The organism is Dyella telluris (genome assembly GCF_014297575.1).
Lineage (GTDB): Bacteria > Pseudomonadota > Gammaproteobacteria > Xanthomonadales > Rhodanobacteraceae > Dyella > Dyella telluris.
This window is the reverse complement of record NZ_CP060412.1, coordinates 2,107,474-2,123,348: the sequence shown is the minus strand read 5'-3', so window position 1 is coordinate 2,123,348 and position 15,875 is coordinate 2,107,474. Positions and strand designations below refer to the sequence as shown.

Annotated in this window: 14 protein-coding genes; 6 read left to right on the top strand and 8 right to left on the bottom strand. The window is 65.7% G+C overall.

What is annotated here, in order from left to right; translation table 11 throughout:
* Positions 1–35: 35 nt before the first annotated feature.
* The 3 genes from H8F01_RS09595 to H8F01_RS09585 are packed head-to-tail and all read right to left on the bottom strand — an operon-like array spanning position 36 to position 1,265.
* Positions 36–341: a DUF1272 domain-containing protein gene (locus H8F01_RS09595; protein WP_187058801.1), complete on the bottom strand. Its 306-nt coding sequence runs from the start codon at positions 339–341 to the stop codon at positions 36–38.
* A 47-nt stretch (positions 342–388) separates the two neighbouring features.
* Entirely contained in the window at positions 389–871 is a 483-nt protein-coding gene (locus H8F01_RS09590) for a GNAT family N-acetyltransferase (RefSeq protein WP_187058800.1), read from the bottom strand.
* A gap of 1 nt (position 872) precedes the next feature.
* Positions 873–1,265 carry a rhodanese-like domain-containing protein gene (locus tag H8F01_RS09585; RefSeq protein WP_187058799.1) on the bottom strand — a complete coding sequence of 131 codons (393 nt, stop codon included), beginning with the start codon at positions 1,263–1,265 and terminating at the stop codon, positions 873–875.
* 79 nt (positions 1,266–1,344) lie between these two features.
* Here H8F01_RS09585 and ftrA point away from each other — a divergent pair, with 79 nt between their 5' ends.
* The 5 genes from ftrA to H8F01_RS09560 all read left to right on the top strand — a co-directional run bounded on the left by ftrA (position 1,345) and on the right by H8F01_RS09560 (position 8,937).
* A complete protein-coding gene (ftrA, locus tag H8F01_RS09580; protein WP_238481206.1) occupies positions 1,345–2,334 on the top strand; it encodes a transcriptional regulator FtrA in 990 nt (329 codons plus the stop codon).
* A gap of 84 nt (positions 2,335–2,418) precedes the next feature.
* Positions 2,419–3,276, top strand: coding sequence for an EamA family transporter (locus H8F01_RS09575; RefSeq protein ID WP_187058797.1), 858 nt, complete (start codon positions 2,419–2,421; stop codon positions 3,274–3,276).
* Positions 3,277–3,577: 301 nt separating this feature from the next.
* Positions 3,578–6,733, top strand: coding sequence for an efflux RND transporter permease subunit (locus H8F01_RS09570; RefSeq protein WP_187058796.1), 3,156 nt, complete (start codon positions 3,578–3,580; stop codon positions 6,731–6,733).
* A gap of 128 nt (positions 6,734–6,861) precedes the next feature.
* Positions 6,862–8,466, top strand: coding sequence for a S10 family peptidase (locus tag H8F01_RS09565; RefSeq protein ID WP_187058795.1), 1,605 nt, complete (start codon positions 6,862–6,864; stop codon positions 8,464–8,466).
* A gap of 96 nt (positions 8,467–8,562) precedes the next feature.
* Positions 8,563–8,937, top strand: a complete 375-nt coding sequence (locus tag H8F01_RS09560; RefSeq protein ID WP_187058794.1) for a nuclear transport factor 2 family protein — start codon at positions 8,563–8,565, stop codon at positions 8,935–8,937.
* A 202-nt stretch (positions 8,938–9,139) separates the two neighbouring features.
* Here the strand turns inward: H8F01_RS09560 and rpoD are convergent, their stop codons facing one another.
* The gene (rpoD, locus tag H8F01_RS09555) at positions 9,140–10,999 is read right to left on the bottom strand and encodes an RNA polymerase sigma factor RpoD (RefSeq protein ID WP_187058793.1); all 1,860 of its coding nucleotides are present in this window, start codon (positions 10,997–10,999) and stop codon (positions 9,140–9,142) included.
* Between the two features lie 166 nt (positions 11,000–11,165).
* Positions 11,166–11,606, bottom strand: a complete 441-nt coding sequence (gene dtd / locus H8F01_RS09550) for a D-aminoacyl-tRNA deacylase (protein WP_187058792.1) — start codon at positions 11,604–11,606, stop codon at positions 11,166–11,168.
* A gap of 138 nt (positions 11,607–11,744) precedes the next feature.
* Between dtd and H8F01_RS09545 the strand changes: the two genes are divergently transcribed.
* Complete coding sequence (locus H8F01_RS09545) at positions 11,745–12,626, top strand: LpxL/LpxP family acyltransferase (RefSeq protein ID WP_187058791.1); 882 nt, start codon at positions 11,745–11,747, stop codon at positions 12,624–12,626.
* A gap of 106 nt (positions 12,627–12,732) precedes the next feature.
* Here the strand turns inward: H8F01_RS09545 and H8F01_RS09540 are convergent, their stop codons facing one another.
* The 3 genes from H8F01_RS09540 to H8F01_RS09530 all read right to left on the bottom strand — a co-directional run bounded on the left by H8F01_RS09540 (position 12,733) and on the right by H8F01_RS09530 (position 15,872).
* Positions 12,733–13,056 carry a tetratricopeptide repeat protein gene (locus H8F01_RS09540; RefSeq protein WP_187058790.1) on the bottom strand — a complete coding sequence of 108 codons (324 nt, stop codon included), beginning with the start codon at positions 13,054–13,056 and terminating at the stop codon, positions 12,733–12,735.
* A complete protein-coding gene (locus tag H8F01_RS09535; RefSeq protein WP_187058789.1) occupies positions 13,053–14,759 on the bottom strand; it encodes an ArnT family glycosyltransferase in 1,707 nt (568 codons plus the stop codon). The genes H8F01_RS09540 and H8F01_RS09535 overlap by 4 nt, the downstream gene beginning before the upstream one ends.
* Before the next feature lie 78 nt (positions 14,760–14,837).
* Complete coding sequence (locus H8F01_RS09530) at positions 14,838–15,872, bottom strand: CDP-glycerol glycerophosphotransferase family protein (RefSeq protein ID WP_187058788.1); 1,035 nt, start codon at positions 15,870–15,872, stop codon at positions 14,838–14,840.
* Positions 15,873–15,875 lie beyond the last annotated feature (3 nt).

Here is a 15,875-nt window from a genome sequence, read left to right as displayed (position 1 = left end):
GTGTAGGGTGGTGCGCGTCAAGATGCCGTCGATGTTCAGCGTTGTTCCGGCGGCAGGCTTTCGAACAGCGCGGCAAACGCCGCGTGGCTCAGCGGATCCACCGGCTTGTATGTGATCACCTGCGTGGCGGGCTGGCGTTCCAGCGAGACGCCGGGTTTCCACGCATGGGCGGGGCGGATCGGGCGGGGCATGAAGCCGCCGCCGCAGTTCGGGCATACGTTCTGCAGCAGAGCAACGCAATCACGACAGTAGGTGCATTCGTAGGAACAGATCATGGCGTCGGTGGCGGCCGGCGGCAGCGCCTTGTTGCACTGCTCGCAGGTGGGTCGAAGTTCCAGCATGCAGCCTCCTCGAGGCCGGGTGGTGCCGGCATGATCGCACCGTCGCCTCACGCCCCGCTGTCATTCACGTCGCCGGGCAGCGGCAGGCAGTAACGCAGCTTGGCCGTTTCGGCTGCGCCCAGCCGGCGATAGAAGCGTGCCGCGTGCACGTTCCACGACGGTGTCTGCCACTGGATGGCGGCGCAGCGACGCACCTGGGCGAATTCGCGTATGGCATGCCACAAGCCAAGGCCGATGGCTTGGCCTCGCCATGCTTCGCGAACGTACAGGCAATCCATGTGCAGATAGTCCGCGCCGTCCAGCGTGGCGTAGTCGAGCGTGGCGCTGGCGTAGCCCACGGCGTTGTCATCCTGCAAGGCGAGCCATGCATGCAGCCGAGGTGGATCGCTGTCGAGCGCACCGGCCAGCGCGGCAGGCCGCTGGCTGGCGCGATGGTGCAGCTGCTCGAAGGCGGCGTGCTCCGCACCGAGCGACAACAGTGCGGGAACATCGATGCCCGTGGCGCGACGGATGGCAGGGCCCGCGCGCATATCAGCGTTCCAGCCCGAAGCCTTCGTCGATCCACCCGGTAAGGCCGCCGATCATCTCCTTCACCGGGCGGCCCAGTTGCGCCAGCTTCACCGCCGCCTTGTTGGCGCCGTTGCAATGCGGCCCGGCGCAATAGACCACGAACAGGGTGTCGGCCGGGTACTCCGCCATCCGCTGCTCGCTGATCATGCGCGTGGGCAGGTTGAGGGCGCCAGGCACGTGGCCGGCGGCGTAAAGCGTGGGCGTACGGACATCGAGCAGGACGAAGTCCTTCGACTCGTGGTGGGTTGCGTAATGCACATCCGCGCAGTCGGTTTCAAAACCCAGGCGTGCCTGGAAATGCGCCAGTGCATGGTGGCTGGGTGCGGCACTGACTCGTTGGACGACGCTGCTCATGCGTGGCTCTCCTGCGTTGGGGTGGACGCAGTATCGGCACTGGCGTCGCTGGCCGACATTGGCAAGAATGACAATCACCATGAAAAATCCGCCAAAGCGTTCCAGGCGCCCTGTCGGGCCGCCAAACCGCCGCGTGGCCGCGCTGGTGTACGACGGCCTTTGCACGTTCGAGTTCGGCATCGCCGTGGAGATGTTCGGCTTGCCGCGGCCGGAGCTGCCCGAGGGGTACATCTTCGGCCTTTGCGCCGTGGACCCGGGCCCCATGCGCGCCGCCGGCGGCATGCAGGTCAGCGCGGATGGCGGGCTGGAACAACTCGCCGCCGCCGGCACCATCATCGTGCCCGGCTGGCGTGGTGTGGACGCGGTGCCGCCCGAGCCGCTGCTGGACGCCCTGCGGGCGGCACACGCGCGTGGCGCGCGGCTGATGTCCTTCTGCTCCGGGGTGTTCGTGCTGGCCGCTACCGGCCTGCTGGACGGGCGCCGCGCCACCACGCACTGGCGCTATGTGGATGCACTGGCCCAGCGCTACCCCCGTGTCCGCGTGGAGCCGGATGTGCTGTATGTGGATGAGGGGCAGCTGCTCACGTCGGCCGGCAGTGCCGCCGCACTGGACTTGTCCCTGCACCTGATCCGCCGCGACTACGGCCCGGAGGCGGCCAACACCGTCGCACGCCGCGCCGTGGTGCCTGCGCATCGTGATGGTGGGCAGGCGCAGTTCATCCAGTCGCCACTGCCAGCGCAGGGCGATGGCCTGGGCAAGCTGCTGGAATGGATGCGCCGCCATCTTGACCAGTCACTGCCGGTGTCCGTGCTCGCGGAGCGTGCGCGCATGAGCGAACGCACCTTGTTGCGGCGTTTCGAGGAGGCCACCGGCTGCTCGCCCAAGCAGTGGCTGACCCGCGAGCGCCTGGGTCGCGCCCGTGAACTGCTGGAAGGCAGCGGCATGGGTGTGGACCGCGTGGCCCAGGTGTGCGGATTCGGCAGTACGGATACCCTACGACACCATTTTCGCCAGCACCTGCAGCTGAGCCCGGCACGTTATCGCGAGCGCTTCACCCACCAGCGATAAGCCCCGTGGCCGGCCGCAGCATGGCTGACATCAAGCCCCGTTATATCGGCGTGGCGCGTCCCAGCGCCGCCCTCAAGGATCTTCATGGTTTACGTATTGCTGAGCGTGGTGTGCAGCGTGCTGGTGTCGGTGCTGCTGAAGCTTGCACGTCGCCTGTCGGTGGACGTGGGCCAGGCCATTGCCTGGAACTACGTCGCCGCCAGCGTGCTTACCGCCACGGTGTTCCACCCGTCGTTGTCGGCGCTCACCAGTCCGCAGGCACCCTGGCTGGGGTTCATCGGGCTGGGCTTGCTGCTGCCGCTGATCTTCCTTGCGCTGGCGGCATCGGTCAGCAGCGCCGGCATCGTGCGCACCGACGCGGCGCAGCGCCTGTCGTTGCTGATTTCACTGCTGGCGGCCTTCGTGCTGTTCGGCGAAAGCCTGAGCGTGGGCAAGGGCGTGGGTATCGCGCTGGGCCTGGCGGCATTGCTCTGCATGATCTGGCGCGCCACGCCGACGAGTAACGCAAACGGCGAACGCAGCTGGCTGTGGCCTTGCGTGGTGTTCGTGGGCTTCGGCCTGATCGATATCCTGTTCAAGCGCGTGGCCGTGGCAGGCACGCCGTTCGAAGCCTCGCTGCAGGCGATGTTCGCGCTCGCCCTGGTGGTGTCGCTGCTCATCCTGCTCTGGCGCCGCTGGCACGACCGCACCTTCTTTACCCTGCGCGACGCTGTCGCCGGTCTGCTGCTGGGCCTGGCCAACTTCGGCAACATCGTGTTCTACCTGCGTGGCCACCGGGCGCTGCCGGATCATCCTTCGCTGGTGTTCGCGAGTATGAACCTGGGCGTGGTGGCGCTGGGCGCGGTAGTGGGTACGGTGGCGTTCCGGGAACGGCTGAGCTGGCTCAATGGCCTGGGAGTGGCGCTGGCGCTGGTGGCGATCGGGGTGATTGCCTGGTCTTGACCGGGTGAGGCGCTGAGACGGGCTTTTCTTCCGGAGGTCATCCACCGCCGCTTTCCGCCCGCCGGGGCGAAATCCGCGCTGGAATGCCCTGTTTCACGCGTCACATCGTGTCAGTCGAGCCCTCGTCGCCCTCCCCCTGCCTTTCGGCACGGACCGACTTCAGGCACATTCGCCATTCCCGTCCCCACAGGCATAAAGAGCGGCATGTATGGGCCTTTCGCCTTGCTTGCGTGAACGTGCGCCCGCGCCGATGGTCTGCCTGGGTGACGGGTGTGCAGCCCTGACCGGTATGGAAACCTGAGTGAATATCTTCGCCCCCCTGATCCGCCGACCCGTGGGAACGTCGCTGCTGGCGCTGGGCCTGCTGCTGGCGGGCATCTTTGCCTATCGCCTGCTGGGCGTCGCAGCGCTGCCGTCGCTGGAATTTCCCGGCGTGTACATCGTGGCCCAGTTGCCGGGTGCGAATGCGCAGACCATGGCGTCCACCGTGCTGGCGCCGCTGGAGCGCCACATCGGGCGCATCCCTGGCATCGACGACATGTATGGCAATGCCGCCGAGGGCACCGCATCGATCCAGGTGCGCTTTACCTTCGACCGCACGGCGGACCAGGCCGCGCGCGACGTGCAGGCGGCCATCAATGCAGCGCAGGCCGACCTGCCGCAGCTGCCCAGCCCGCCGCAGTACTTCAAGTTCGACACCTCGCAGATTCCCATCCTGCTGGTCTCGCTGACGTCGACCGGCCTGCCGCAGGACAAGCTCTACGACCTGACCGACACGCTGCTGAAGCCGGCCGTGGCGCAGATCCCCGGCGTGGCGCAGGTGCAGGTGTTCGGTGGCACGCCGCACGCGGTACGCGTGGAACTGGACATCAACGCGTTGGCCGCGAAGAACCTCACCGCCAACGACGTGCGCAATGCGCTGATCGCGGCCAACGTGACCTCGCCGCAGGGCGTGCTCACCGATGGCCGCACGCAGATGACGGTGACCGCCAATGACGGCCTGAGCCAGGCCGCGGATTTCGCCAACGTGCTGGTCGCCACCCACAACGGCGCCCCGGTGCGGCTGTCGGACGTGGCGAAGGTGTACAGCGGCCAGCAGGACATTTACCAGGGTGCGTGGTTCAACGGCCAGTCCACGGTGGCGATGCAGATCAGCAAGCGCCCGGAAGCGAATGCGGTGGAGACGGTGGACGAAATCCGCCGCCGCCTGCCGGAGTTCAGCCATTGGCTGCCGGCGGATGTGCAGGTCACGCCGATCTTCGACCTCACCACCACCACCAAGTCGGCGCTGCACGAAGTGGAAGTGGCGCTGCTGATCAGTATCGCGATGGTGGTGCTGGTGATGCTGGTGTTCCTGCGTCGCCTGCGTCCCACGCTGATCGCCTCGTTGAGCGTGCCGCTGTCACTGGCAGGTGCGTTTGTGGCGATGCTGGCGCTCAACTACACGCTCAACACGCTGTCGCTGGTGGCGCTGGTGCTGTGCATCGGCTTCGTGGTGGACGACGCCATCGTGGTGATCGAGAACATCGTACGCCATATGGAGCATGGCGAACCGCCGCTGCAGGCCGCGTTGATGGGCGTGCGCGAGATCGGCTTCACGGTGGTGTCGATCACCTTGTCGCTGGTAGCCGTGTTCGCACCGCTGCTGTTTGGCAACAACATGCTGATCATGTTGCTGCGCGAATTCTCGGTGACGCTGACCGTGGCGGTGGTGATCTCGGCCGTTGTCTCGTTGACGCTCACACCCGCCTTGTGCGGCAAGTTCCTCAAGCATGAAGAACCGGGCGAGCGGAAGCAGGGGCGCATGGAGCTCGCGCTGGAACGCTTCGACAAGGGCCTTCATCGCCTATACGAGCGGGCGCTGGACTGGGCCATGCACCATCGCCGCCTGATGCGCTGGCAGCCACTTATCCTGCTGTTCGCCACCTTCGCGCTCGGTGCCGCCGTGGTGGCCACCGCCGGCGGCAACTTCATGCCGGAGGAAGACATCGGCATGATCCAGGGCGACATCCGCGCGGATGCGAACATCTCGCCCACCATGATGGCGACACAGGCGCGGAAGGCTGCGGACATCATGAAGGCCGATCCGGCCGTGCTCGACGTGATGACCACCCTGGGCGGTAACGACGGCACCGGTGCGGTCGGCAATGCGGGCAGCATGTTCGTCGACCTCAAACCCAAGGGCAGCGGCCCCAACGATCGCCACGACAGTGCCAAGGTGGTGATGGAGCGCCTCTCCAAGCAGTACGACCAGTTGCCGGGCATCCGCGTCTCGCTGGATCTGGTGCAATTCCTCGGCGGCGGTGGCAGTGGCGACAAAGGCGCGGCCTACGAATTCCAGCTCATCGGCAGCAACGGCGAGGACCTGCAGCCGTGGACGCTGAAGATGGTGCAGCAGATGCGCAAGATGAAGGAGTTCCGCGACGTCGGCAGCAACTTCGACCTGGTGGGCAAGCAGCAGCAGCTGAAGGTGGACCGCAACTCGGCCAGCCGGCTGGGCGTGACCATGGGTGACGTGGATACCGCGCTGCTCAACTCTTTCGGTCAGCGGCAGGTGTCGATCATCTATTCGGACATCAACCAGTACTGGGTGGTGCTGACCTCCAGTTCGGCAACGTCGCTGAGCCCGCAGGCGCTGCTCAATGTGCGCGTGCGCAATGCTTCGGGCGAGATGATTCCGCTGTCGGCGCTGGCGCGCATCGAGCCGAACATGAGCCCGATGCGCATCCGCCATCACAACCAGCTCGAAGCCTCGACCATCACCTATAACCTGGCCAAGGACGTCACGCAGGACGTGGGTGTGCGCCTGGTGGGCAACGCAGGCATCCTGGCCGGCCTGCCCGAAGGCGTGCGCGTGGAATGGACGGGCCAGAACCAGCGCATGCAGCAGGCCAAGAGCAACGGCATGGTGCTGCTGATCGGCTCCATCGTGGCCATGTACATCGTGCTGGGCATCCTCTACGAGAGCCTGGGCCATCCGCTGACCATTCTCTCCACGCTGCCGGCCGCGGGCATGGGCGCGTTCCTCGCCATGCTGGTGACGCAGACGCAGCTCACGTTGATGGCCATCATCGCGATCCTGATGCTGATCGGCATCGTGAAGAAAAACGCGATCCTGATGGTGGACTTCGCGCTGGTGGCACAACGCGAACGCGGCCTGTCGCCGCCGGATGCCATCCGCGAGGCGGCGCTGGTGCGCTTCCGCCCGATCACCATGACCACCCTGGTGGCCATGGGCGCGGCCCTGCCGCTGGCCATCGGCTTCGGCGTAGGCTCGGAGATGCGCCAGCCGCTGGGCGTGGCCATCGTGGGCGGCCTGCTGGTGTCGCAGCTGCTGACCCTGCTCAGCACGCCGGCCATCTACCTGTGGAACCACGACCGCAAGATCCGCAAGGAAAAGCGCCGCGAGAAGCGGGCGGCCAAGCGGGCGCTCAAGGCGCAGACGGCGGCGGGCTGATCCGCATCCCCACCCTCCCGCCGTGCGTCGGCGGGAGGGTGCTCGTGACTTCTGGCGTATGAAACCGGGCGACCTCGCTGCCTAAGCTGGTGGCTCGCGCCCTGCGTCCTTCACGAGGTTCTTCCTTCATGCGCAAGCTTCCCCTGGTCGTGGCACTGGCCACCTTGCTGCTGGGCGCCACCGTCCAAGCGGCCGACAAGAATCCCAAGAACGACAAACCCGACGACAAGCCCGAGGCCGCGCTGCTCAAGCCGCAATCGTCGGAAACCTCGGGCACGGTGAAGGTGGAAGGCCGCAGCATCGACTACAAGGCGGTGGCGGGAACCCTGGTGCTGCATGGCACGGGCGACAAGGAGAACGAGCCGCAGGTCAGCATGTTCTATGCCGCCTACTTCAAGAAAGGCGTGGAGCCGGGCAAGCGTCCGATCACCTTTGTCTACAACGGCGGCCCGGGTTCGGCCACGGTGTGGCTGCACATGGGCGCGTTCGGGCCCCGGCGCGTGGTGACCAGCGATGACTCGCACACGCCGGCGGCGCCGTATGGCCTGGTGAACAACGATTACAGCCTGCTCGACGCCACCGACCTGGTGTTCATCGATGCGCCGGGTGCGGGTTTCAGCCGCCTGATTGCCGACGATGCCGACAAGGGCCGGCGCGACGAGCAGATGAAGGAGCGCAGGAAGGCCATCTACAGCGTGGATGGCGATGGGCACGCGTTCGCAAAGTTCATCACCCAGTTTCTGTCCACCTACAACCGCTGGAACTCGCCGAAGTATCTGTTCGGCGAGAGCTACGGCACCACCCGTTCGGCGGTGGTGGCCAACATCCTGGAGAACGAGGACAGCGTCGACCTCAATGGCGTGATCCTGCTGTCGCAGATCCTCAGCTTCGACACGTACATCGGCGGTGCGACCGCCAACCCGGGCGTGGACCTGCCGTATGAGCTGGCGCTGCCCACCTATGCCGCCACCGCCTACTACCACCACAAGCTGCCGCAGCAGCCGGCAGCGCTGGAGCCCTTCCTGCGCGAAGTGGAGCAGTACGCCACCACGGAATACGCCACCGCGCTGATGGCCGGTTCGCGACTGGACGACGCGCGCCGTCAGGCAGTGGCGCAGAAGTTGCACCAGTACACCGGCCTGTCCGTCGCCTATCTGCTGAAGGCCAACCTGCGCGTGAATGGCGGCATGTTCGAAGAACAACTGCAGGCCGACGATGGCATGACCACCGGGCGCCTGGACAGCCGCTTCTCCGGCCCCGCGCTGGACCCGCTGAGCAAGTCGGCCGAATACGATCCGCAGTCCTCGGCCATCAGCTCGGCGTATGTCGCGGCATTCAACGACTACGTGCGCCGCCAGCTCAAGTTCGGTGACGGCCAGAGCTATCGGTTGTTCGCCGACATCGACAGCTGGGAGTTCAAGCACGGCGTGCCGGGCTCCGACGAAGCCCTGCAGCAAAGCACCAACGTGCTGCCCGACCTGGCCAAGGCGATGAAGACCAACCCGAACCTGCACGTCTCGCTGCATGGTGGCTACTACGACCTGGCCACGCCGTACTACGCCGCCGATTACGAGATGCACCACATGCCGATCCCGGCAAGCCTGGAGAAGAACATCTCCTACGCGTGGTATCCGTCGGGCCACATGGTCTACGCGCACGAGGATTCGTTGAAGAAGCTGCATGACAACGTGGCGCGCTTCATCGACGACACCGACAACGTCGGCAAGCATTGACGGCAGCAGTGAAGGTGCGCCGGGAACGGTGCACCTTCACGCCCGTATGCCGGATGCGGCGCTACCTTCGCGGGTCTCGCCCGCCGGAGGTTACCCATGAGTACCGAAGCCGTCGCCAAGCGCCTGGTGGCCATGTGCCGCCACGGCCAGTTCGAGGAAGCCCAGCACGAGCTATACGCCAAGGATGCCGTGAGCATCGAACCGGAAAGCATGGCCAACGGCCCGCTGGGCAACGTGAAAGGGCTGGACGCCATCCTAGAGAAGGGCAAGCGGTTCAAGGACAGCGTCAAGGAAATGCATGGCCTGGAAGTCAGCGAACCGCTGGTCGCCGGCAACTGGTTCAGCGTCGTCATGACCATGGACGTGACCATGAAGGACTACGGCCGCGTCACCATGACCGAGATCTGCGTGTATCACGTGAAGGACGACAAGATCACCAGCGAGCAGTTTTTCTACGATGCGGGTGGCTGAGCGGGGCGCCCGGCCACTTTGTAGGAGCGCACTTGTGCGCGACCGCAGACCATCGGGTATCTCAGTGCACGGATATGCAACGAGAATGCGACATCAGGCCATGGGCCGGTCGCGCACCTGTGCGCTCCTGCAGGGACAAGCTCGGCACCAACAAAAAGCCCCGCTTTCGCGGGGCTTCCTGCAACTTGCACCAGCGTAGTGCTTAATCGATATCGAGGAACGAGCGCAGCTGCTCCGAGCGGCTCGGATGACGCAGCTTGCGCAGCGCCTTGGCCTCGATCTGACGGATGCGCTCGCGCGTCACGTCGAACTGCTTGCCCACTTCTTCCAGCGTGTGGTCGGTGTTCATGTCGATGCCGAAGCGCATGCGCAGCACCTTCGCTTCCCTCGGGGTGAGGCCGGCGAGCACGTCGCGCACGGTTTCCATCAGGCCCGTTTCGGTGGCCGACTCGATCGGCGAGGACGCGTTGGTGTCCTCGATGAAGTCGCCAAGATGCGAATCTTCGTCGTCACCGATGGGGGTTTCCATCGAGATCGGTTCCTTCGCGATCTTCAGCACCTTGCGGATCTTGTCCTCGGGCATGTCCATTTCCTTGGCCAACTCTTCCGGCGTCGGCTCACGGCCGAACTGCTGCAGCATCTGGCGGGAAATGCGGTTCAACTTGTTGATCGTCTCGATCATGTGCACCGGGATACGGATGGTGCGTGCCTGGTCGGCGATCGAGCGCGTGATGGCCTGGCGGATCCACCACGTGGCGTACGTGGAGAACTTGTAGCCGCGGCGGTATTCGAACTTGTCCACGGCCTTCATCAGGCCGATGTTGCCTTCCTGGATGAGATCCAGGAACTGCAGGCCACGATTGGTGTACTTCTTGGCGATGGAGATGACCAGGCGCAGGTTGGCCTCGACCATTTCCTTCTTCGCGCGGCGGGCCTTGGCCTCGCCGATCGACATGGTGCGGTTGATTTCCTTGATGTCGGTCAGCGGCAGGAACAGCTTGCGCTCGATGGCACCGAGCTTGTCCTGCTCGGCATCGATCGCTTCCTTGTACGGCTTGATGTTCGGCGACCACTTCTGGCGCTTGCGGCCCAGCTCGTTCGCCCACTCGAGGTTGCCCTCGTTGCTGGGGAACGCCTTGAGGAACTCGGCCTTGGGCATCTTCACGTGCTTGACGAAGATGTCCATCAGCACGCGCTCGTGGTGACGGATGTCGTTCACCACTTCGCGCAGCTTGCGCACGAAGCTGTCGATCAGCGCGGACGGCAGCTTGAGCTTGAGGAACTCCTCAGCCATCTGGTCGCGCAGCTTGGTGACCTTCTTGTCGCTGATGTCGGTGGCCTTGGGGGCCGCCTTCTGGAACTTGCCGTAGTAGTCGCGCAGCAGTTCCATGCGGCGCTTGACCTCTTCCGGGTCCGGACCGGACGGGCCGGACTCTTCTTCCTCGCCGCCTTCTTCGCCTTCTTCTTCGTCGCCTTCGGCGTCGGAGTCTTCGACTTCGGCGTCAGCCAGGGCAGCCTGGGCTGCGTCGGCGGCTTCTTCCAGGTCGGCGAAGCCGGCCAGGATTTCGCTCAGGCGGCGCTTGCCGTCCAGGTGCTGGTCGTATTCCTCCAGCAGCAGCTCGATGGTCAGCGGGAAGGAGGCGAGCGCGGTCTGCACCTGGCCCAGGCCTTCCTCGATGCGCTTGGCGATGGCGATTTCGCCTTCGCGGGTCAGCAGCTCGACCGTGCCCATCTCACGCATGTACATGCGGACGGGGTCGGTGGTGCGGCCCACTTCGGAGTCGACGGCCGACAGCAGCGCCACGGCTTCTTCGGCGGCAGCTTCATCGTCGGTGGACGCGCCCGGGGCGTTGTCCGACAGCGGATCGGAATCCGGCGCGGCGTCATGCACCTCGATGCCGACGCCCTTGAGCACCGCCATGATGTCTTCGATCTGCTCCGGATCGACGATGTCGTCGGGCAGGTGGTCGTTGATCTCGGCGTAAGTCAGGTAGCCCTGCTCCAGACCCTTGGAGATGAGCGCCTTGATTTCAGACTGTTGCTCAGGAGCTTTGCTATTCATACCTACCGCCGCGTATGCAGGAACCGATCAGTATACCCATGTGGTACTTTTTTGACCAGTTTTCAAGGAATAAATTGAGTCACGCCGGTACGCAAAAATCGCGCCAAACCGGCATTTCCCAGTGATTTTTTCGTAGGAGGTCGGGACGCGCCGGGGGAAATGGCGATCATGGGGTCTCCAACCAGAAGGTGACCGGGCCATCGTTGACCAGGTGCACTTCCATATGGGCGCCGAAGCGACCGATTTCCACCCTCGGGTGGGCGGCACGGGCCAGTTCGACCAGCCGGTCGAACCAGCGGCGCCCTTCCTCGGGGGTTGCCGCACGGGTAAAGCTGGGTCGCATGCCCGAGCGGGTGTCGGCGGCCAGGGTGAACTGGCTGACCAGCAGCAGCTCGCCTCCGCTATCGGCCAGGGAGCGGTTCATGCGGCCCTGCTCGTCCGGGAACACGCGGTACCCCAGCAGCCGCTCCAGCATCCGCCGGGTGCGCGGTTCGTCGTCCCCGGGCTGCACGGCCACCAGCGCCAGCAGGCCGGGCCCGATGGCACCCACGGTGGTGTTTTCAACGTCGACACGGGCGGACAGTACGCGCTGGATCAGGGCGATCATGGATGTGGTAACGGCGGAAGGGGGCGAAAGATTAGGGCCTGGCCGGCCGAGCCGACAGTCCTGAGCGCCGTGAACGAGAACAGGCGGCTTGTCGTTGACCCGTGAACTCGCCGGCCAGCCAGTTAAACTCCTTCGCCCATGCGATTCGACATCACCCTCCTCTATCTGCTCCTGCGCCTGCTGGGCTTGCTGCCCCTGCGCGTGCTGCATGCCATCGGCGCAGGCATCGGCCGACTCTCGCTGGCGCTGCGCACCGGCACGGCGCACACCACCTCGGTGAACCTCAAGCTGGTGCGGCCGTCGCTGGACGCGCCCGCGCACGCCACCCTGCTTCGCCACGTGATGGAAGACAGCGGCCGTTCGGCCACCGAGATCGCCAAGATCTGGGGCAACGACCCCGAGCGCGCGCTGGACATGGTGCGCGAGGTGCGCGGCGAAGCGTTGTTCGATGCCGCGCTGGCCTCGGGCAAGGGCGTGATCATCGCCGCGCCGCACCTGGGCTGCTGGGAACTGCTCAACTACTGGCTGTGCCGCAAGACGCCGATGGCCATCCTGTACCGCCCGCCGCGCATCGCCGCCATCGAGGGCCTGCTGCGCAAGGTGCGCGGCGCGCTGGCGCCGGAGCAGGTCCGCGCGGAAGGCGCCGGCGTGCGCACGCTCTACAAGCGGCTGGCGGCCGGCGGCACGGTGGGCATCCTGCCGGATCAGAAACCGCGTGCTGGCGAGGGCGAGGTCGCCCCCTTCTTCGGGCAGAACGCCCTGACCATGGTGCTGCTGCCGCGCCTGGCGGCACGCACCGGGGCAACCGTGCTGTTCGCCTTCGCCGAGCGCCTGCCCCGGGGCGAGGGATACCGCATCCACCTGATGCCCGCGCCGGAAGGACTGGCCGATGCCGATCTGTCCCTTGCCTGCCGTGCCCTCAACCAGGGCGTGGAGAACTGCGTGGAGCTGGCCTTCTCGCAGTACCAGTGGCACTACAAGCGCTACTCGGCGGACACCTGGAAGAGTCCTTACGACTGAGAGCGGGAAGGGCAAGAAGTGAGTGAAGAGGAGTGAGCAGTGAGAGACGGCCGCGTGCTCGCCTCTCTCGCTGCTCACTCCTCTTTACTCACTCCTGCTCTGCCATTCACTCCTGTTTTTCCAGCCGTCGCAGGAACACGGTCATCTCTTTCTCGGCCTGCTTGTCGCCGCGCGCCTGTGCGGCGGCGATGCCTTGTTGCCATGCTTCGGCGGCGCCGGCCTTGTCATCAAGCGCCAGGCAGGCCTTGCCCAGCAGCTTCCATGCGGCGGAGTAGCCGGGGTCGAACGCGACCGCGCGCCGGAACTCGGGGATGGCGCCCGTCGCATCGCCGGCAGCCAGCAGCGCATTGCCCAGCGAGAAGCGCAGCAGCGCGCCATCGCGTGGGCCACCGCACTGCGTACGCAAGTTGGCGATCAGCGCGTCGTTCATTGCAGGGCGCGGAAGCGCCACTCGTCAACCTGATAGACCCGCGTGGGGTGAGCCGGCTCCGGCGGCACGCGACCGGCGCGCAGGTCCGACAGCGACTTCGCCGGCCAGATCACCACCCAGGTCGAGCGGAACGGTTGCACCAGCAGGGCGTAACGCAGCGCGTCGTTGCTCAGCTTTTCCGGGTGCTCCACCACCAGTCCATCCGGATGCGCCTGTGCAAACGTCTGCAGCGACTGGCCTTCGTATAGCCGCTCGATGGACTGGGTCAGGCGGCCGGCAAAATGGAACTGTCCTTCGTAATTGCCCAGGATGCCGATGGGGCGGTGTTCCGCATCGGCCGCGCCCAGCAGCTGGGCTGACGGGCGCAGATCGAAGTTCTGCCACATGGTCAGGGTGAACAGCGTATTGAGCGCCAGCGTGCCGACCAGGCCGGCAAAGGCCAGCCGGCGCAGCTCGCCGCGACCACGCAGCAGCAGCAACGCGCCAAGCAGCACGAAGACCACGCTGAAGAAGCGGCTGTAGCGCTGGGTGGTGTCGAACCACTCGCCATGCAGCTCGTTGTGCGCCACCAGCATCGGCAGCACGAACAGGAAGATGCCGAACAGGATGCCACCCACGCCCAGCGGCCACGTGCCCAGCCAGGGGTTGGAGGCCAGCGCCGGCCGCTGGTCGCGCAGCACGGCAATGGCGCCGGCCACCAGCAGGGCGGCGCCGGCGAATTCAGGCAGCGGGTAATACAGCTGCTTGCCGCTGATGAAGGAGAACACCACCATCACCGGCACCAGCCAGCACAGCGCAAAGCGCAGCCCGGCATCGAGCGGCCGGCGCAGCGTGACCAGCGCCGCCCAGGCGCGCGGCCAGCCGCTGAAGGGGAACAGCAGCGCCGGGATCATCGGCACGTACCACCAGAACGGGCGGGCGTGGTCGAAGGCATTCACCACGCGGCCGGCGGTCTGGGTGAAGAACAGGCGCTGACGATAGGCCTCGCCACCGGCGAAGCCCGCCGGCAGCGCCCAGGCCAACAGCATGGCGCCGCCCAGCAACAGGGCAAGCACGCCGCGACCGTACCAGCGGACGCGGTTGTCACGGGCCCAGTCGTTCCACAGCGGGCCGAGCACGAACGGGAAGGCCACGTGCAGCAGCATGACCGGGCCCTTGGTGAGCAGGCCCAGGCCCACGCATACGCCGAACAGCACCCAGCGCGGCTCGGCGCGCTGCGGCTTGGGCGTCAGGCACAGCAGCGCCGCCAGCACCCATACGGCCAGCAGCACCTCGTACATGATCTGCAGGCCGAACAGGAAGGCATAACCCAGCGCCAGCAGAATCCACGGTGCGCCCTTGGCCACCCACGGGCGGTTCGGGAACAGGCGCTGCGCCAGCACCGACACCAGCACCAGCTGCGCGCCGCCGAAGATCACTTCCAGCACGCGCGGCCAGACGTCGTTCACGCCGAACACGAACCAGCCGGCATGGATCAACCAGAACAGCAGCGGGACTTTCTCGCTGTACGGCGCGCCGTTGATGTGCGGCACCAGCCAGTCGTGATGGTTGAACATCTCCCACGCCACCGCGAGGGTGCGCGTGGAATACAGCGGCATGGGGCCATGCGAGAAGATCGCCAGCAGGGCGACCAGCGCCCACAGTGGCAGCCAGGGCCAGAGGGAACGCAGGTGTTCGGAGCGGCTATAGCTGCTGGGTGCCACGGGCAGTCTTCTTGAAGGGATTGAGACGGATTCTATCCCGACCCGCCCCCGCGCCACGCTGACCTGCAGCCCACCGCCTCAGTAGCCGGCCGGGCCCCAGTAGCCGATGCGGCGGCGGATTTTCAATTTTCGCCAGATATTCCAAGGCTTACGGCGACGGTTGCGGCCGCCGGAGGCGATGAAATCGTCAATGGCCTTCAGGATGCGTTCGCTTGATTGGCCGTCGCGATAGGGGTGAATGGCGTCGCCATACTCGCGGATGGCCTGCATCAGCTCCGGCGGCCGTGCCAGCGCGCGCTCGATGGCCGGCTCGAACTGCGCCGCCTCGTCGATGTCGATCAGCTGCGGGCCTGGCCGGCGGTTCTTGAACGTCACCACCGGCTTGCCGGTGAGCAGGAACTCGTTGAGCGCCGAGGAGGTATCCGAACACATCAGGTCGACCTGCGGGAACAGTTCGAGGATGTTGTCGTTCTCGGCGAACGTCAGGTACTCGTTCTGCAGCGCCTTGTACTTGGCCACCGTCTCCGGATTCATCTTCGGATGAAAGGTGACGATCCAGCGCCAGCGACCGTCGCGCGAGAGGCGCTTCACTTCCTCGTACAGCGTTTCGGCCGCGCTCCAGGAAGGCGAAAACGTGGAGTGGTAAAGGATCACGGGCGGCTGGCGTACGGGCGGGAGCGGCCCGCTGATCTCCTTCATGAAGGGATCGATCTTCGGAAAGCCCGTTTCCACCACCGAGAAATGCCCTGTGCGCTCGGCAATGGCCTTGAACTGCGCCGTGTCGCGCGGACCGGTGGTGCAGTACAGGTCGAAGAAGCCGCGCACATAGATGTGCCGGGGCTTGCCCGCGTCGAAACCGTGGAAAGTTTCCACTTTCACGCCGGGAAAGAAGTGCGGCACGGCGTTGCTGGAGGTGATGACGGCACGTGGCTTCCACGCGCGCACTTCCGCCACGGTGAGCAACCGCTCGCCTTCCACCAGGTCTTCAGCACCCGGGCCATCGAAGAACCAGGCGGCTTCGTCGCCGCGGGCGCGGATGGCGTCCTGCACCGGGCGGAGAATGGCCAGCGCGTAGCGTTCGGAGCCGTAAAGAAGGTAGTGCTGCTTACTCATGGA